This is a genomic window from Acidobacteriota bacterium (assembly GCA_021161905.1).
GTDB lineage: Bacteria > Acidobacteriota > B3-B38 > Guanabaribacteriales > JAGGZT01 > JAGGZT01.
Window position 1 is genome coordinate 44,316 of record JAGGZT010000071.1, and the last position, 16,995, is coordinate 61,310.

General features: G+C 52.7%; 17 protein-coding genes and 1 riboswitch. Of the genes, 6 read left to right on the plus strand and 11 right to left on the minus strand.

The features are described from left to right. Positions 1–90: 90 nt before the first annotated feature. From J7L64_09825 to J7L64_09865, 9 genes are read right to left on the minus strand one after another with little or no spacing between them, the layout of a single operon-like run. The gene (locus J7L64_09825) at positions 91–951 is read right to left on the minus strand and encodes an aminotransferase class IV (protein MCD6452641.1); all 861 of its coding nucleotides are present in this window, start codon (positions 949–951) and stop codon (positions 91–93) included. Further along, the gene (gene pabB, locus J7L64_09830) at positions 948–2,363 is read right to left on the minus strand and encodes an aminodeoxychorismate synthase component I (GenBank protein ID MCD6452642.1); all 1,416 of its coding nucleotides are present in this window, start codon (positions 2,361–2,363) and stop codon (positions 948–950) included. The genes J7L64_09825 and pabB overlap by 4 nt, the downstream gene beginning before the upstream one ends. Then, the gene (locus J7L64_09835) at positions 2,360–3,031 is read right to left on the minus strand and encodes an aminodeoxychorismate/anthranilate synthase component II (protein ID MCD6452643.1); all 672 of its coding nucleotides are present in this window, start codon (positions 3,029–3,031) and stop codon (positions 2,360–2,362) included. The genes pabB and J7L64_09835 overlap by 4 nt, the downstream gene beginning before the upstream one ends. Positions 3,032–3,075: 44 nt before the next feature. After that, complete coding sequence (locus J7L64_09840) at positions 3,076–3,483, minus strand: type II secretion system protein GspG (GenBank protein ID MCD6452644.1); 408 nt, start codon at positions 3,481–3,483, stop codon at positions 3,076–3,078. Beyond that, on the minus strand, positions 3,480–5,024 hold the full coding sequence (locus J7L64_09845; GenBank protein ID MCD6452645.1) for a hypothetical protein: 1,545 nt from the start codon (positions 5,022–5,024) through the stop codon (positions 3,480–3,482). The genes J7L64_09840 and J7L64_09845 overlap by 4 nt, the downstream gene beginning before the upstream one ends. 7 nt (positions 5,025–5,031) lie before the next feature. Continuing rightward, complete coding sequence (locus J7L64_09850) at positions 5,032–7,080, minus strand: TonB-dependent receptor (GenBank protein MCD6452646.1); 2,049 nt, start codon at positions 7,078–7,080, stop codon at positions 5,032–5,034. A gap of 4 nt (positions 7,081–7,084) precedes the next feature. Beyond that, positions 7,085–7,903, minus strand: a complete 819-nt coding sequence (locus J7L64_09855; protein MCD6452647.1) for an ABC transporter ATP-binding protein — start codon at positions 7,901–7,903, stop codon at positions 7,085–7,087. Continuing rightward, complete coding sequence (locus J7L64_09860; GenBank protein MCD6452648.1) at positions 7,887–8,906, minus strand: iron ABC transporter permease; 1,020 nt, start codon at positions 8,904–8,906, stop codon at positions 7,887–7,889. The genes J7L64_09855 and J7L64_09860 overlap by 17 nt, the downstream gene beginning before the upstream one ends. A gap of 3 nt (positions 8,907–8,909) precedes the next feature. Then, complete coding sequence (locus J7L64_09865) at positions 8,910–9,851, minus strand: cobalamin-binding protein (GenBank protein ID MCD6452649.1); 942 nt, start codon at positions 9,849–9,851, stop codon at positions 8,910–8,912. Between the two features lie 17 nt (positions 9,852–9,868). After that, positions 9,869–10,090: riboswitch (cobalamin riboswitch) on the minus strand. Between the two features lie 91 nt (positions 10,091–10,181). On the opposite strand from J7L64_09865, the gene mtnA reads away from it, so the two are divergent. Genes mtnA through J7L64_09895 form a run of 6 tightly spaced genes read left to right on the plus strand, consistent with a single transcriptional unit; the run spans position 10,182 to position 16,131 of the window. Continuing rightward, positions 10,182–11,222, plus strand: a complete 1,041-nt coding sequence (mtnA, locus tag J7L64_09870) for an S-methyl-5-thioribose-1-phosphate isomerase (protein MCD6452650.1) — start codon at positions 10,182–10,184, stop codon at positions 11,220–11,222. Next, positions 11,222–12,244, plus strand: a complete 1,023-nt coding sequence (tsaD, locus tag J7L64_09875) for a tRNA (adenosine(37)-N6)-threonylcarbamoyltransferase complex transferase subunit TsaD (protein MCD6452651.1) — start codon at positions 11,222–11,224, stop codon at positions 12,242–12,244. The genes mtnA and tsaD overlap by 1 nt, the downstream gene beginning before the upstream one ends. Then, a complete protein-coding gene (locus J7L64_09880) occupies positions 12,241–13,212 on the plus strand; it encodes an ROK family protein (protein ID MCD6452652.1) in 972 nt (323 codons plus the stop codon). The genes tsaD and J7L64_09880 overlap by 4 nt, the downstream gene beginning before the upstream one ends. Next, positions 13,209–15,014, plus strand: a complete 1,806-nt coding sequence (gene lepA / locus J7L64_09885; protein MCD6452653.1) for a translation elongation factor 4 — start codon at positions 13,209–13,211, stop codon at positions 15,012–15,014. The genes J7L64_09880 and lepA overlap by 4 nt, the downstream gene beginning before the upstream one ends. Before the next feature lie 41 nt (positions 15,015–15,055). After that, on the plus strand, positions 15,056–15,730 hold the full coding sequence (gene lepB / locus J7L64_09890) for a signal peptidase I (GenBank protein MCD6452654.1): 675 nt from the start codon (positions 15,056–15,058) through the stop codon (positions 15,728–15,730). Between the two features lie 29 nt (positions 15,731–15,759). After that, a complete protein-coding gene (locus J7L64_09895; protein ID MCD6452655.1) occupies positions 15,760–16,131 on the plus strand; it encodes a hypothetical protein in 372 nt (123 codons plus the stop codon). A gap of 12 nt (positions 16,132–16,143) precedes the next feature. Here J7L64_09895 and J7L64_09900 read toward each other — a convergent pair whose 3' ends face one another. Together J7L64_09900 and J7L64_09905 are read right to left on the minus strand one after the other, a co-directional pair. Further along, positions 16,144–16,770 carry a cyclodeaminase/cyclohydrolase family protein gene (locus J7L64_09900; protein MCD6452656.1) on the minus strand — a complete coding sequence of 209 codons (627 nt, stop codon included), beginning with the start codon at positions 16,768–16,770 and terminating at the stop codon, positions 16,144–16,146. 31 nt (positions 16,771–16,801) lie between these two features. Continuing rightward, a partial coding sequence (locus J7L64_09905; protein ID MCD6452657.1) for an amidohydrolase family protein occupies positions 16,802–16,995 on the minus strand: 194 nt, incomplete at its 5' end.

Sequence of the window (16,995 nt, forward strand, 5' to 3'; positions counted from 1 at the left end):
TTTATCAAGGTTTTTTCGGCTTAAGCTACCGGTTTTGAGATACCGAAGGTGTTCTTTTCCCCGTAATTATTACATCTTACTGACCCGCGGTCATCTCACCGAAAAGAGCCAATTTCGCACCGCCTCCGCTTCATCCTGGGCGAGTGAAGGTAGGTGTTGCCCATCTATCTCCCGGATCGGCATAACGCCTATCAGGGAGTTAGTGACCCATACTGTCTCCGCCTGTAGGAGTTCCTTTAGGGTGATCATCTCTTCCCGGACCTCGGCGCCGCGCTCATTGAGGTAATCGATTACCCTCCTCTGGGTGATCCCCGATAGTTGATAGGCGCTTTTCGGTTTCCACCATCGGTTGTCTCTCCGAAAGAGTAAGGATCCTGTCGCTGTTTCCGCCACATAGCCCTTTGGATCCAGAACGATAGCCTCATCCTTTCCCGCATCAGCTGCCTTTTGTCTTGCTTTAAGATAAAAGAGGTAATTCAAGGACTTGTGCTCGGCAAGAGGAGGTGAGAAGCCCGCCCGATAGACAAATAGCCTCCAACCCTCGTGGTATCGTTTCCTCCCTGGCGGTGAGTATGGCTCGGCGATGAGACAGAGGGTTGGCTTGGAGGAGGGGGGAAGTCCCAGCCCTGAGATTATTCCTCTTGTGAGGATGATCTTCACCCGGGCAATGGCTCTCGCAAGGTCGTTCCTTCTGAGGAGCTCTTTAAGCACCTTATCCCAGTTGATCCTTGGTAGCTCGGGGAGCCTGAGCTCAGCCGCGGATTTCCTCAGCCGGTCTAAGTGATCCGGGAGAAAGAAGATTTCCCCTTTATCCGCGCGAAGGGTTTCGAAGAGGCCATCACCATAGAGGAATCCCCGATCCAAAGGTGAAATACGGGCATCTTTGAGAGTAGTGAACGACCCGTTCAGCCAGATGACCGCGTCTTTTCTTTCTCCTTTATCATCCATCATCGTCTAAAGGTCTTTTTCAGGGAGCGGATGAGATCGAAGAGGGTTTGTCCTTTGTGAAGGGTCTCCTGATACTCTGCCTCTTCATCGGAATCGTAAACTACTCCGCCCCCAACCGCGAAGTGGAACAGCCCCTTATGGAGGATACCCGTTCTGATACCGATGTTCAAATCCATATTCTTATGCCAGCCGAGATAGCCAATGCAGCCTGTATAGACATGGCGGACATTTGGTTCCAGCTCGTCTATGATCTCCATCGCCCGGATCTTGGGGCATCCGGTGATAGAGCCTCCGGGGAAGGTTGCTCGGAGGATATCGCCGTAGGTTATTCCGGGACGGAGCTTCCCAGTGATGATGGAGATCAGGTGAAATACATTCTGGTATTCTTCCACTCGCTTGTGCTCCGCTACCCTGATGGTTTTTGGAGCGCAGACCCTTCCCAGGTCGTTTCTAAGGAGGTCAACGATCATAGAGAGCTCTGCATCCTCCTTAGGGTCTTTGAGGAGCTCTTTTTTTAATCGCTTATCTTCTTCCTTCGTTCTTCCCCTTCTTCTCGTGCCCTTGATGGGACGGGTCTCGATGTAATCATCCTGGCGAAAGAGGAACCGTTCCATAGAGGTGGAGAGGATCTGATGGTCGCCCCCATTCACGAAGGCGTAAAAGGGGGCGGGGTTTCGCCTGAAGAGCTCGATCCAGAGTCGCCACGGGTCCCCCCGGAAGGGGAAGGAAAACCTCTGCGATAGATTGACCTGATAGACATCCCCTTCCCGGATATAACGGCGGATGCGCCGTACCGCTTCGAGGTATTCCTGGTGGGTGAAGTTGCTCCTCAATTCACCAGCTTCAAGGGGGGTATCTGGTTTGCTATCCCCTTGCTCAGAGAGGGGAATATCGAAGGCATTCTCCTCTTCGCCATAGGCCAAGAGAATCCGGTTTATCGTCCCTTTAGCCCGGTCGTAGATCAGGATATCTCTTGGGAAAAAGAGGAAGAGGTCGGGAAGAAGAAGGTCATCTGAAGCAGACTGAGGAAGCTTCTCGATGGTATTTTTGAGTTCGTAAGCAAAATAGCCTACTGCTCCACCCATAAAAGGAGGGGTGGCGAGAGGGAAATCGGGTTCAAGATGGGTCAAGAGATCATCAACGAGGGAGATAGGATCCCCTTCCCCTCTCCAACAACCCTTTGGGGTGATCACCTCGTAATTTCTTCCCTTTGCCCGGAGGATGAGGAAAGGATCACCACAGGCTATGGAATAACGACTGCAGTCAAGCCCTCCTCCGCTGAGCAGAACCGCGCTTACTTCCCCTTCGGCTATCTCCTGAGCCAGTTCCAAGAATTTCTCGTCCGATCCATTCCGGAAGGTCGTTTCCATCGTCAGGATGCGCACCTGCCTGGGAATGACTGAAGCCCACCTCATAGTTCACCCTCCGTCTTTTTGAAGGGAGGTTTCTCTTTTCCCCAGCCCAGCCGGGGGAAGCGGTCGGGGTCTTCAAGTGGGGATGGTTTTTTAACTTTCCAGTCTGGCTGAAGGCGGAGGAAGTTATAGACCAGCTCCAAGCCATATTCAGAGAGGAAGGATTCGGGATGGAACTGAACGCCGTAGATGGGAAGATGGCGATGCTTAATTCCCATAATCACATCGTCTTCCGACTGGGCTAACGGTATGAGATCAGGAGAACGGATCAGGATCTTAAGCGAGTGGTAGCGCGCGGCAAAGAAAGGCGAGGGGATACCGGAGAAGATCCCTTCGCCGGTGTGGTGGATTTTCGAGCGCTTGCCGTGAATGGGCAGGGGGGCTTTGACCGTTTCCCCGCCGAACACCTCATTGATGACCTGCATCCCAAGGCATACCCCTAATATCGGAATGGTATCCCCGAAATGGCGGACGACCTCCTTGCTGATCCCGGATTGGGCTGGTGTGCAAGGACCGGGGGAAAGGGTAATCCAATGAGGCTTCAATTCCTCGATTTCCTTTATGCGGATTTCGTCGTTCCTATAGACCAATACCTCGATATCGAATTCGAGGAAGAGTTGGGCTAAGTTGTAGGTGAAGGAATCGTAATTATCGATGATAAGAAGACGCATTGCCTCCTTCTATTTCTCGGAACCCTTTACCTCTTTAAGAAAAGCTATCTTAGCTTTGGGGAGGAGACGATCATCCCATCAGAAAGGACGATATCATCCGCTGTTCCCTCTTGTCCATCCTTTCCCGGGGCAACTATTCGGTAGCTTCTGCCGTTGGAGTGGTAGGAGAAGGGGTTTCCCCAGGCATCTCGCTCGGGGAGAAGGACGAGGTAGTTTGGGGAGAGAGCGGACTTGAGCACCCCCACCCCCTCGCCGACGGGGTAGCTTCCGGTATCCGCCTGGTAAGAGGAAAGCGCATCGGCGATCGCCTTCAGGTCGTCCTTCGTTCTGTCGATCTTCCCCTTATCCAGGGCGCCGAGAAGGATCTGAGGGTAGGTCTTTTCCTTCTCCTCCTTCTTGCAGGCAGGAAGAAGAAGGGAAAGGACGATGAAAGCAAGGATGAGTTTTTTCATTTTCTCTCTCCTACTCCTCCTTGGGCGGAGGGTGGAATTATGAGCCGCGGCTCTTTTTTCTCCGCCTCTTTTCTCTTTTTTACCGCAAGCTCTATGCTTCGTTTAACCAAGGTCAGGGCAAAGGGGATGAATTTGATCTCGTGAGATGAGAAGGCGTGCGCGGTGGCGAGGGCTATTTCCGCCTCGAGCTTCATCCCCTTCTGGTAGAGGAAGTAGCCCATCTCGATAAGCCTTCTCTTATATAATTCCTTTTTCTCTTCGGTGAAGTACCGCTCCGCCTCTTCGAGGAATATCTTATTCCTCCGTTCCTCCCGCTGGATGTCTGAGAGGATGAGGGGGCTTTCCTCAGCGGTGGCGAATCTTTCCACCCCCTCTTTTATCTCCTCCTCAGGGATAAACCAGCCAATTATACCGGGAAGCTGGAACAGTCTATCTCCCTGTTCAAACAGCGCCTCTCGGGCTGCGATATCTTCCTCGGGTATAAATTGATAGATAAGCGGTTTTTCGAACCTTTCTCTGGGTTCCCCGATCCAGTTGCGCCAGCTTACAAATTCGGCTGGGGGTTTCCCCCCTCCTTTCTCGTTTAACCCTGCGTATTCGCCAAGGAGGGTCCTGATGTAGTCCGCCGGGGCTTCTACCATCTGGATCCCTTTTGTCTCCTCCGCCCGCCTGATCGAGCTCATTAATTCCTCATAGGGAACGCTATGGGTGATGAAGCGGAGGATGCCCTTCGTGTCCGAGGCGATTATCTGGAAGAAACGAACCTCGCCCCTTCCCTTCGGCATAACGAGGACCAAGAGTCGCTCGCCTAAGGAATCGATGGGGGAAAGGTATCCCTCCTCTTCCTCCTTTCTTTTTTCTCCAGGCGTTTCCCGAGAAGGTGGCTCTACTCCTTTGCTCTTTAGTTGGTGGATCGCTTTTCTTATCTTCTTTATCCGCTCCTTGTCGCTGGTTCTTTCGAGTTCAGAGAGAAGAAGGGAGAGTGAAGCAGGGGTTTCGATCTTTCCCAGGGCGTCGATGATTGCTCCATCGAGTTCAGCCCTTTCCCCAAGGAGTAGAGGGAAAAAGGCGATCGCCTTCTCAGGAAGAAGGGCAAGATCAGCAATTAAAGAGAGCTTCACATCTAAAGGGAGCTCCTTAACCCGGGAGGAAAGCGATGAAAGGTCCGCCTCCTCGTCTTTTATGAGGGAGAAAAGCTTCATCCCCTCCCTGATGGCGGAAGAAACCCCCGGTTCGAGCTTTGCCCCGACTGCTTCCGCTATTTCCACCGCCTTGAGCCTTAGAGAGAGGGGAAGAGCGGAATTCTCCGCAACGAGTTTTGCTATCTTCCCAAGATCTGGATCATCAAGCCTTTCAACAAGCGTTAATATGTGAGCGATATCCTCCTTCTTCTCAATCTTCTTCTTTATCGCCTGCGCAATCTCCTTTTTCCGGTCCTTGATCGAGGGAAGGAGGGAGGCTAATGCCTCCTCATCCTTCCCCTTGATTGCTTCAAGCGTTTCGGAAAGAAGTTTTGCCGGTTTTATCCTCTCCTTTGACATCTTCTCCCTAATGAATGGTGTAGCTCATCCCAATGCTGAAATGGAACCCGGGAGCAGGTGTAAGGTAAGGGGTTGTTCCTATATAGATGCCACGGGTTTCGTACTTCTGGTTAAGAATGTTTGAGAGGCGAAGGAAGAGCTCGCCATCTTTCAGTCGATAGGAGACCTTAGCGTTAAGCAGCTGATAAGATGGGAGCTCGGGAAGGAGGTTCTCCTCATCTCCGCTAAGAGGAGCGGATGAGACGAAGAGTCCCTCAAGATAAGCCTTCACCCTTTCCCCGAGTGAGAGATCAAGCCCCAGGGACATCTTGTGCCGTGGCACTAAGGGTATCCTGTTTCCCGCGTTTTCCCCAGCACGAAACCGGGCATCGGTATAGCTGTAGCTTGCATATCCGCTGACCGAGTCCGTTAACCGTCCCCTAAGTTCCATCTCGACACCCTGCCTCCTGCTTTTTCCTACATTCTCGTTCCTTCCCCCGCGGAAGGAGTCGAAGACAAATACTATCTCATTCTCCATATCCATTCTATACCAACAGAGGTATCCCTTCAACCCTTTGCCAGAGCGGAACTTTATCCCCGTCTCGTAAGAGAGGGCGGTGGTGGGGACGAGATCGGGGTTCGAGCCGAAGGTGGGGTAAGCGAACATCTGAATGACCGTTGGGGTGAGGAAGGCTTCCCCGATGTTTCCATAGAGGGCGAACTTGGGGTTGAGCTGGTAGCTTCCTCCAAAACGGATGGTCCCTTTGGCGAATGTTTTGTCGTTGTTGTTTTGCGGAAGGACGAGATCGTGATAGTGGAAGCTCTTCCTGTCGTATCTTGCCCCGAGGGTAAGTAGAAGCCTCGATATCGGCTCAAACCTATCTTCGATGAAGTAGCCCTCTACCCGCTGGTCGGTCGAGTTCTCCGAAACGAGGTAAGGGTTTTCTCCCTGGGCGTTGGTAGTATATCCCTTGGCGCCGAAGGTATGACTGGTGAGCTCGATGCCCAAAATAGCAGTATTTGCCCTGCCCAAAAGGTCCCCGTTCCAGGTTAATTCCGCCACCACTCCTTTGCTTTTTGCCTTGCTTTCGGTTAAGAAGCCACCGTATAAAGCTGCCATCCTCCCGGTAGTGAGGGTGTCGATATCCTGGCTCCTCCTGAAGACATTGGCGTTTAAGAAGAGACCGGGGGAGAACCTCCGCTTGATTGAAACCGAGATAAGGTTGCCATCTTCGAAGTTCCTGTCCACCAGATTGAAGGGAGCCTGTTTTCTATCCTGTTCGAGCTCCTCCTCGGTGAGCGCCCCGGGGTTTCCCAGCCGATTGTTGCTATAGCTTGCTATGAACTCGATGTCTGTCTTGTCGTCTGGTTTATACCCCATCTTTCCAAATAGGTTCTTCATCTTTAGGTAGCCGTTTTGCCGGAAGCCATCAGACCTTCTGTATTTTCCCAAACCGAAGAAGGAGAACTTCCCCAGGCTTCCGCCACCCTTTACCACATAGCGCTGGGAGTGGTAGCTTCCGTAATCGAAGCTTAGGTCGAGCCTCGGCTCTTTACCACCACTTTCGGTGATGAAGTTCACCCTTCCCGCCATCGCTCCATCGCCGTAAAGGGAGGAAGCGCTTCCCCTTATCACCTCCACCCGGCTTATCGCCTCCAGGGGGATGAGTTCGAGGTTCACCCGGTTGTCGTCCGGCTCGTTTATCCTCACCCCGTCGAACGCCACTGCCAAGGCGTTTCCCTCGGCGAATCCGCGGAGGGAGACCGTCCCCTCAACCCCGTTTCCCACATCGTCGTAGACGAGAAAGCCAGGAAGGGAGTAGAATATATCCTGAGGGATGGTTGCCCCCGAGGTGGTGATCTTGGAGCGGGTGATGATGCTCACGCTCGCCGGCAGGGTAAAGGGGTCTATCCCCTCTGCGGGAAGCCGGCTGGCGGTGATCACTATCTGCTCCTTGTAAACCAGCTTCGGGGGCTTCTTCTTTTCCTTTGTCTCCTGTTGTCCTCCCAGAGTGGGTGTTGCTATAAGGGAGAGAACGAGGATCGAGACTAAATACTTGAGCTTTTTGCCTATCATACTTCTACCTCCTTTTTGGTTTATTTCCTCTTTGTTTCTTCAAGCCATCTTTGGGGAATACCACGATTGCCCCGGTTTCCCCCTCCTTTTTCACCGAAAGAGGGAAGTGGTAAATCTCGCTTAGGTTCTCCTCGGATAGGACCTCAACCGGGGTGCCGAAGGCACGCCTCCCGCACCGGTTTAGGAGAAGTAGTTTATCGGCATAAAGCGATACGAGGTTGACATTGTGGCTGGTTAGGATAACGGTGAGGTTCTCCTTCTGATTGAGCTCGCTTAGCAGGTTGAAGAACTCGTACTCGTGCTTGAGATCGAGCTCGGCGGTTGGCTCATCGAGGAGGAGGACCTTTGGCTCCTGAGCGAGTGCTCGAGCGAGAAGAACCCGTTTCTTCTCCCCTGCACTCAGGGTGGTTATCATCCGCTCTGCCAGATGGAGGGCATCCACCCGAGATAGCGCCGATTTCGCTATCATAAGGTCGTTCCTCCCGGCGAACCGCCACCAGCCTAAATGCGGTGCCCGTCCCTGAAGGACGATGTCCATCACCTTGAAATCGAAGTAAAAGCTCACCTCTTCGGGAAGGTAAGAGAGCCTTCTCGCTATCTCCCTCCGTCCGAGGTTGGCGATGTCCTCCCCGAAGAGAAGTACTTCGCCCGCTTCCGGCTTTAGGGTCCCGGCGATGAGCTTGAGGAGGGTGGATTTCCCCGCTCCGTTCGGTCCTATTATTCCCAGAAACTCGCCCCGCTCAGCGGAGAAGGAAAGGGATTGGAGGATCTTCTTTTTCCCGAAAGAAAAGGATAATCCTCTTACCTCAATCGCCGAGCTCATCCCTAAGCCTCCTCAGGAGAAGAAAGATAAAGAAGGGTCCTCCTACCCCAGCGGTTATTACCCCCACGGGTAGTTCGGTTGGCGCCATCACGCTCCGAGCCAAGGTGTCTGAGAGGATGAGGAAGATCGCCCCGGCTATCGCCGATAAGGGGAAGCCTATCCTGGTATCCGCCCCGGCGAGATAGCGGACGATGTTTGGGATGATGAGACCGACGAATCCTATCGCCCCGGCAAGCGATACGGAGAAACCGGTAAGGAGGGAGGCGAGGAGGAAAGATATCTTCTTTATCCGTTCCACATCGACGCCAAGGGAAAGGGCGCTCTCCTCCCCCACCATCATCAGGGACAGGGGGCGGGAAAGAAGGAAGACGGGGATTATGAGTAGCAAAAAGTAGGGAATGGTGGTGAGTACGGTGTCAAGGCTCTGGCTTGAGAGGTCTCCCATCATCCAGAAGAGCATCCCCTTCACTGTACTTGATGGGGAGAGGGAGAAGAGGAGCATCGCTGCTGCCGAGAAGAAGGAAGAGACTATCACCCCCGCAAGGATGAGTCGCACCGTGCTCATTCTCCCTCCCCGTTTTGCTACCAAATAGACGATGATGATGGCGATGGTACCCCCGGCAAAGGCGAAGAACTCGCTTCCGATGAGGGTTGCTCCCATACCGAGCGATATCCCGATGATGGAGCCGAGCACCGCCCCACTCGACACCCCGAGTATATAGGGATCGCCAAGCGGGTTTCTGATAAGGGATTGGTAGATCCCACCAGCGAGGGAGAGCGCTGCTCCCACCATAGCGGCAAGAAGTACCCGGGAGAGCCTTATCTCGATGACGATGACCCCGGATGTCCCCCTTGCTTCTCCATTTTTGAGAAAGGAGAGAAGGGAGGAGAAAACATCGGAGAAGGCCACCTTCACCCCGCCCAAGCCAAGGGAAAGGAGGCAGGCGAGGAAAAGAAGGAGGAGGGAACCTCCGATGAGCAAGAAGAATCTCCTCCTCTTCATCTTTTACTCCTTGTTGAAGGCTTCAGGATGGAGGATCTTCGCCATCTCTTCGATGCCGAGTACGATCCTTGGTCCTGGTCTTAGGATCAGGTCCTCGTTTAGGGAGTAAATCCTCCCTTTTCTTACCGCGGGAAGAAAACGGTATCTCTCTTTGAACCATTTCATCTCCCCTTCGGTAAGCGGGGGAAGGAAGATCACCTCGGGTTCGCTTCGCGCCAGCTCCTCAGGGCTCAGCCGAACCAGCTTCTGATCAAGGGAAGAGGTTATGCTTTCTCCACCTGCTATCCTGATCGCATCGGTGAGAAATGTTCCTTCCCCTGGTGCCATAAGAGGCTTATGCCATATGAGATATAAAACCTTGACCGGTTTCGCGCCTGCGAGCCGTTTCCTTATCCTCTCGATCCTTTCTTGGAACCTCTTTGCTTCTTTTCCCCCTTCCTTCTTTTTTCCGATGAGCGTTCCTATCAGTTCGATCTCCCTCGCTATCGAGGAAATATCGGTCGGCTTGGTTACGAATACCGGGATACCGAGGCTTTCAAGCTTAGCTATTGTCTCCATCCTGGTGCCGGCGGTAGTGGCGAAGACGATGTCGGGCGCAAGGGAAACTACCTGCTCGATGCTCGGAGAAAACCCACCCACCTTCGGCTTCGCCTTCACTTCTTCCGGGTAATTGCACATATCGCTCACCCCCACCACCAATTTGCCACCATCAACGGCGAAGAGGATTTCGGTTAGGTTGGGAGCAAGGGAGATTATCCTCTTTGGGGGGTAGGGGTATATCACCCTCCGCCCGAGTTCGTCCCTTACCTCCCTCCTTCCCCCAGCAAGGGGGATGAAGAGGAGCAAGCCGATCGTTATTAATTTAAGGTTGATCCCTTTTCTCATTTTTACAAAATTAAAGGCACCCAACCTCCCGATATTGAGGAGTGGGTGCCCTATACTCACCCAACCCTCCCTCGAAGGTTGGTGGTGTTAGCTATTGGCGGTTCCTGACTTACGGATCATCCTACTCACCGCAGCCTTCCCAGGAACCCTGGCTTTCTTCAGCCTACAGGCTCCCAGTGGCTTTTTCCCCTTTCGGGTAAGCGGCTTTCGTCCCCGAACACAGTAGCGGGGCTGTGGCGGATTCTCACCGCACTTCCCTTGTAAAAAGAGCCATCCCTACTATATCCCCTCCCTTTATCCCTGTCAAGCTGTTTCCCCATAAAAGGGGATGTTGAAAATGTTCGGGATTTTCTGTATCATAGCCTCTGTTCAATTCTTTCGGGGGTAGTTATGTTCAAGACGATAGAGTGGAAGGACGACAAGGTAATAATGCTCGATCAACGGCTTCTCCCCGGGGAGAAGGTCTATCGCACTTATGAGAAGGGGGAAGAAGTAGCTCAGGCGATAGCGGATATGGTCATCCGGGGGGCGCCGGCGATCGGGGTGGCTGCTTCCTTTGGATTAGCCCTTTTTGCTGTTCGCTTTACCGGTGATAACGAGGAAGCTTTCGCTTCCTCATTTGCCCGGATGTGTGAACTGATGAGGTCCTCCCGACCTACCGCGGTGAACCTCTTTTGGGCGGTTTCTCGGATGGAGGAGGTGTTTCGGAATAGTCGAGGAAGAGGGGTTTCCGCCATAAAGGAGGCGCTCAAGAAGGAGGCTTTCGCAGTCTATGAGGAGGATATATCGATAAATAGAAGGATGGGTAAAAACGGCGCCTCCTTGATCCCCGATGGTGCTACCGTGCTTACCCATTGTAATGCCGGGGCATTGGCTACCGCTGGCTACGGCACTGCCCTTGGCGTTATCCGCGCTGCTCGCGAGGAGGGAAAGAAGGTCTCCGTGTTTGCCGACGAGACGAGACCTTACCTCCAGGGGGCGAGGCTCACCACCTGGGAGCTCCTTGAGGACGGTTTTCCCGTCACCCTGATCACCGATAATATGGCGGGCCATTTCATCAAGAGTGGGGAGATAGACCTCATCATTGTGGGGGCGGATAGGATTGCAGCAAACGGGGATGTGGCGAATAAGATCGGAACCTACACCCTGGCAGTGCTCGCTAAGGAGAACGGTATCCCCTTTTATGTCGCTGCCCCGATATCCACTATAGACCTTTCCACCCCATCGGGCGATTCCATCCCCATCGAGGAGCGCGATCCCACCGAGGTGGTGGTGATAAACGGGAAGAGGATTGCTCCCTCCGGGGTGAATGTCCGCTACCCCGCATTTGATGTCACCCCGGCGCGATATATCTCCGCCATCATTACCGAGCAGGGGGTAGCTCGTGCTCCTTATGCGGATAGTTTAAGGAAATTGGTTGGTGCTTTGTGATGCTCGTCTTAGGTGTTGAAAGTTCCTGTGATGATACCGCAGCAGCGGTGGTTTCTGATGGGAAGAGGATACTCTCGAACATCGTCTCCTCCCAAATCTCGGCGCATCGGGAATACGGTGGGGTGGTGCCAGAGCTCGCCTCTCGCCATCATATAAGGAACATCATACCAGTTGTCTCCGAGGCACTCGATAAGGCAGAGGTTGGCCTCGAAGATATAGACGCCTTCGCCGCCACCAGGGGACCTGGCTTAATCGGCTCCCTACTCGTCGGGCTTTCATTTGTGAAGGCGGTTTCTTATGCTGTTAGGAAACCGTTTGTCGCTATAAACCACCTCGAAGCCCACATCCATTCGGTGCTCATCGAGAACGAGGGGGTGGAGTTTCCCGCCCTCGCCCTGGTTGTTTCCGGTGGTCATACCAGTCTCTTTTATCTGCCTGAGCCCTTCCGCTATCGTCTCTTAGGAAGAACGAGGGACGATGCTGCGGGCGAAGCCTTCGACAAGGTGGCGAAGCTCCTTTCCTTGGGTTATCCTGGCGGTCCCGTAATTGAGAGATTGGCGGAGGGGGCTCGAGGCGATATCCCCTTTCCCATAGCCAAAATAAGCGATGGTAGCCTCGACTTCAGCTTCTCTGGTCTTAAGACAGCGGTACTCCGCTATGTGAAGAAAGGGATGCCGGATGAGGAGCGTGATGTCTGGCTTAAGAACATAGCGGCGAGCTTTCAGGAGGCGGTTTCTACCGCTATCTGCGACAAGTTGAAGCGGGCAGCTCGTTTTTATAACCCCCGTTCGATACTTATCTCGGGGGGGGTCTCCTGTAATCGCTATTTAAGAAAGAGGATCACCTCAGCCTTCAAGGGGAAGAGGGTGAAGGTTTATTTCCCTTCGCCCGAGCTTTCCACCGATAACGGGGCTATGGTGGCTTCGCTTGCTTATTTTAAGCTTATCCGAGGGGAAGCCTCTTCCCTTTCGGTCGATGCCGATGCTGATTTAACCTTAGCACAAGGGGAGGGAGAAGGTTGATACCGGGAAAAGGAGGGACCTATATCGGGTTTGATATCGGAGGAACCAATATCCGCGGGGGGCTGGTCGACTCCCAGGGGAGGCTCAACACCCTGCTCGAAGAGAGGACGAGGAAGGAATCCCTTGAGGAGTTCTTCTCTCAGATTGGTTCTCTTTATAAAAAGCTTTGTTCCCTCGTTCTCCTCGATGGGGTAAAGGGGGTTGGCTTTGGCTTCCCCGGTTTCATCGATCTAAAGAGCACGGTGGTTGAGCGTTCGCCAAACCTGCCCATTCTTAACGGGATTAACCTAAAAGAGAAGCTTTCCTCTGAGATCGATGTCCCCTTCTTCATCGAAAACGATGCCAATGCAGCAGCTATAGCCGAGGCCCATCTTGGCTGGGGGAAAGGGGGGAAAAGCTTTTTCCTCCTCACCATCGGCACCGGCTTGGGAGGAGGCCTCGTTCTTTCGGGAAGGATCTGGCACGGTATTCGTGGTTATGCCGGGGAGATAGGCCATATAACCGTCGATCCCAATGGCTTTCCCTGTTCTTGTGGCAATCGCGGTTGCCTTGAGACAGTGGTCTCGGGAAGCGGTATTGTGAAAAGGGTAGGTTATTATCTCGATAAGGGGGAGTATTCCGCCCTTCTAAATGTTGAGGGTGAGTTGACCGCTGAGATCGTTTACCAGTATGCCAAAGAAGGGGATCCCGTTGCCCGAAAGGTGCTCGATGAGGTGGGAAGGACTTTGGGGATCGTTATCGCTAATATCCTGAACTGTCTTAATCTGGAGTTGATCGTTCTTGCGGGCAAGGTGATGCGAGCGGCTGAGTTTCTCCTTCCTCCTGCCCTTTCCGAAGTCGAGGCGAGGGCTATACCTGGGGCTCTCTCCTCTGCCGAGATCAAGGTCTCCAAATTGGGCAATGAGGTAGGGGTGGTTGGTGCCGCCCTCGTTGCCCGGGAAGCCCTTTCCCAGGAAGATTCAAGATGAAGAAGGAGTTTATCCGCAATTTCTCTATAATCGCCCATATCGATCACGGTAAGTCCACCTTGGCTGATCGGTTGCTTGAGCTAACCGGGGCGCTTTCCCCTCGCGAGATGGCGGAGCAGGTGCTTGATACGATGGATCTTGAGCGGGAGCGAGGGATAACGATAAAAGCCCATTTCGTCCGTCTCACCTATCAGGCTCAGGATGGAAGGGAGTACATTCTGAACTTGATCGATACTCCGGGTCATGTTGATTTTACCTATGAGGTCTCGCGGAGCCTGGCTGCCTGTGAGGGAGCACTGCTCGTGGTCGATGCCTCCCAGGGGGTGGAGGCGCAGACGCTATCCAACACCTACCTCGCTTTAGAGAACGATCTTGAGCTCATCCCGGTGATAAATAAGATCGACCTCCCGGTGGCGGAACCGGAACGGGTGAAGGAGCAGATAAAGCAGATAATAGGACTTCCCCCTGAGGAAGCGCTTTTGGTAAGCGCCAAGGAAGGAACCGGTGTTCCCCCGGTTCTCGAGGCGATCGTAAAGAGGATACCACCGCCAAGAGGTGATTACGATAAGCCTCTAAAGGCGCTTATTTTCGATTCCTGGTTCGATCCCTATCACGGGGCGATCGTCTTGATCCGGGTGGTTGATGGCCGGGTTGCTCCGGGGATGAAGATCAAACTTATGTCTTCGGGCAAGAGCTATGAGGTGCTTGAGGTAGGGGTTTTCACCCCCAAGCGGATTAAGGTTCCTGAACTCTCAGTGGGGGAGGTGGGTTATCTCATCGCCGGTATCAAACAGCTTGCCGACACAAAGATAGGGGACACCATCACCGAGGAGGAAAATCCCACTTCTCATCCCTTCCCCGGTTTCCGGGAGATAAAGCCGATGGTGTTCGCCGGGCTCTATCCGGTGGATACCGGGAAATACGAGACGCTCCGTGATGCCTTAGCCAAGTTAAGGCTCAATGATTCCTCCTTCTTCTACGAGCCGGAAACCTCGGCAGCACTTGGTTTTGGCTTCCGTTGCGGTTTCCTTGGCTTACTTCATATGGAGATAGTGAAGGAAAGATTGGAGCGGGAATTTGGCCTCGAGCTCCTCACCACCGCCCCCAATGTGAAGTACCGGATCACCACCAAGAAGGGGGAGGTCTTTGAGGTGGAGAACCCCACCAAGTTCCCCAAGATGGGGGACATCCTGAAGATAGAGGAACCGTTCATCACCGCCACCATCATCACCGATGCCTCTTACATCGGTCCTATCCTTACCTTGTGTGAGGAACGCCGAGGGGAACAACGGGGAATGGAGTATCTCTCCGGCAACAAGGTGGTGATAACCTATGATCTTCCCCTTAATGAAGTGATAGTGGATTTCTACGATAGGTTGAAGTCGGTCTCTCGAGGGTATGCCTCGCTCGATTATCAGCATGCAGGGTATCGGGAATCCGATCTGGTGAAGGTGGATGTTCTGGTCAATGGGGAGCCAGTTGATGCCCTTTCCTTCATCGCCCATCGGGATCGGGCGTACTACCGGGGCAAGGCGATGATCTCCAAGATGAGAAAGATCATCCCCCGCCAGCTCTTCGAAGTGGTTCTTCAGGCAGCGATTGGGGGCAAGGTGATCGCCCGTGAGGTGATAAAACCGTTGAGGAAGAATGTGCTCGCCAAGTGTTATGGTGGTGATGTAACAAGGAAGATGAAGTTGCTTGAGAAACAGAAAGAAGGAAAGAGGCGGATGAAGCGATTGGGGAAGGTGGATATCCCGCCTGAAGCTTTCTTCGCTGTCCTTTCTTCGGAGAAGGAGAGGTGATTTTGGTTCCCTAATCTGGTATAATTTAAGGAGAGGGCGCGATGGAGGAGGAATATAAGAAGTCGGTGGTAAGAGATTACTTCGAATCGATCGTTATCGCAGTTATCCTTGCTTTATTCGTTATTACCTTTGTATTTCAGTCTTTTAAGATACCGACCGGTTCGATGGAAGATACCCTTCTTATCGGCGACCATATAATCGCTAACAAGATGATATTTGCTCCTACCAGGTTCTCCTTTGAGCGGAAGATCCTTCCTGTTCGGGACATCAAGCGGGGGGATGTGATCGTCTTTCGTTATCCGGTAGATCCCAACTGGAACTTCGTGAAGAGGGTGATCGGGCTTCCCGGGGATAAGATTGAGATCAAGGACCGGGTGGTATATGTGAACGATAAACCCCTCTCTGAGCCTTATGTGGTTCACAAATTCCCCTACCTAACCACGATGGGAGATAACTACGGTCCGGTGGTGGTGCCTAAAGGTTGCTATTTCGTCCTCGGAGATAACCGGGATAACTCCCGGGATAGCCGTTATTGGGGGTTCGTCCCTCGAAGCCTCATTCGAGGGCGTGCGTTTATCATCTATTGGTCTTACGAGGCAGAGCGGGGCACCTACCTTGAAACCGGGTTTAAGAACCGGGTACGGAACTTCTTCTCCATTCTCTTCCACTTCTTCACCAAGACGAGGTGGAGAAGAAGCTTCACCTTGGTTCGGTAAAATGGAATGGATTTTAAGGGAGGGATAGGATGATAAAACTGAGGAAGGAACTCGGAGCAGGGAGTTTGGGTACGATTATTACCCTGCTTGTGGTTGTTTTTCTCATCTATATGTTGGTGAAATTTTTTCCCTCTACCCGGAGTTCGTTTGAGTTCAAGAATGCGATGAAGAGGGAAGCCCAATTTGCAAGGAGTAGGCCAGGTTATGATCAAGAGCTGAAAGCGAGACTTCTAAAAAAGGCGGAGGAACTTGGCTTACCCATTAACGCCAGCAATCTAAAGGTAGAGATCTCCCACGGCTATGTCTATATCACTGCCACCTATGATATAGAGATCAAGACTTTCTTCCACACCTTCAAGAGACACTTCGAACAGAAGGTAGAAGGTCCAGTCTTCCGCTGAGGATTTCTCTTTTTAACCTATGCGTTCTTTTACTTTAGCCAGTATTCTATCTTTAAGCTCGTTTCCCTCCTTTTCCAAGGCGTCTGCCTCGGTGGATGCTTTTTCTACATAATCCTCATCCTTGATGGAGGGAAGGTTTATCCTCACATTGAGCAAGGCACCGATAAGAGCGGAATATGCGGTAAGCGATGCTACCCCGAGATCGGAGATGGCGTTAGGGTTACCCCCTTCCGCGAGCTTCCCTAAGATGCGTAGAAGTTCGATAGCCGAGGAAGCGGTTTTCCGGGGGACCTCAGCCGCCTCGAGGAACGCCTTCGCTATCGCTTCCTTTCTCTTCGCCTTCTCCTCGTCGGTCCCTTTGGGGAGTTTGAACGCCTGCATCACCTTATCGAAGGCAGAAGCATCTTCATCGGCGAGCTTTATCAGCTTCTCTTTTAACTCTATTACCTTCCCCTTTGCTTCGGAGAAGAGGGGGTGGTCTTCAGCATACTTCTCCTTTTCTAGAGTAAGATTGATGAACATTTCGGCGAGCGAGCAGGCGAGGGAGCCACTTATCGCTGCCAAGCTTCCCCCGCCGGGAACCGGCTCGGATGAAGATAGCTTTTCCTGGAATTGATCGATGGTGAGCTCTTTGAACATAACCTCCTCCTTATAAATATATTAGTCAGGTTTAGAGATAGCAGATATCGCCTCCTCGATCGATGACCAATTTCCCTTCCTTTATCACCTTATTAATGTGATTATCCCCAAAGTGGTAAACCAGGTGGGAGTGATTTTTGAAGTTGAAGATGAGGATGTCAGCTTTCTTCCCTGGCTCAAGGCTTCCCAGCTCGTTTTCCCTGCCGATGGCATAGGCGGCGTTGA

Excerpts from the sequence above, each read along its gene's own strand:
- pabB (MCD6452642.1), bottom strand. The coding sequence starts at position 2,363 with ATGAGGTGGGCTTCAGTCATTCCCAGGCAGGTGCGCATCCTGACGATG.
- lepA (MCD6452653.1), top strand. The coding sequence starts at position 13,209 with ATGAAGAAGGAGTTTATCCGCAATTTCTCTATAATCGCCCATATCGAT.
- mtnA (MCD6452650.1), top strand. The coding sequence starts at position 10,182 with ATGTTCAAGACGATAGAGTGGAAGGACGACAAGGTAATAATGCTCGAT.
- J7L64_09895 (MCD6452655.1), top strand. The coding sequence starts at position 15,760 with ATGATAAAACTGAGGAAGGAACTCGGAGCAGGGAGTTTGGGTACGATT.
- J7L64_09855 (MCD6452647.1), bottom strand. The coding sequence starts at position 7,903 with ATGAGCTCGGCGATTGAGGTAAGAGGATTATCCTTTTCTTTCGGGAAA.
- J7L64_09840 (MCD6452644.1), bottom strand. The coding sequence starts at position 3,483 with ATGAAAAAACTCATCCTTGCTTTCATCGTCCTTTCCCTTCTTCTTCCT.
- J7L64_09825 (MCD6452641.1), bottom strand. The coding sequence starts at position 951 with ATGATGGATGATAAAGGAGAAAGAAAAGACGCGGTCATCTGGCTGAAC.
- J7L64_09845 (MCD6452645.1), bottom strand. The coding sequence starts at position 5,024 with ATGTCAAAGGAGAGGATAAAACCGGCAAAACTTCTTTCCGAAACGCTT.
- J7L64_09860 (MCD6452648.1), bottom strand. The coding sequence starts at position 8,906 with ATGAAGAGGAGGAGATTCTTCTTGCTCATCGGAGGTTCCCTCCTCCTT.
- J7L64_09850 (MCD6452646.1), bottom strand. The coding sequence starts at position 7,080 with ATGATAGGCAAAAAGCTCAAGTATTTAGTCTCGATCCTCGTTCTCTCC.
- lepB (MCD6452654.1), top strand. The coding sequence starts at position 15,056 with ATGGAGGAGGAATATAAGAAGTCGGTGGTAAGAGATTACTTCGAATCG.
- tsaD (MCD6452651.1), top strand. The coding sequence starts at position 11,222 with ATGCTCGTCTTAGGTGTTGAAAGTTCCTGTGATGATACCGCAGCAGCG.
- J7L64_09900 (MCD6452656.1), bottom strand. The coding sequence starts at position 16,770 with ATGTTCAAAGAGCTCACCATCGATCAATTCCAGGAAAAGCTATCTTCA.
- J7L64_09835 (MCD6452643.1), bottom strand. The coding sequence starts at position 3,031 with ATGCGTCTTCTTATCATCGATAATTACGATTCCTTCACCTACAACTTA.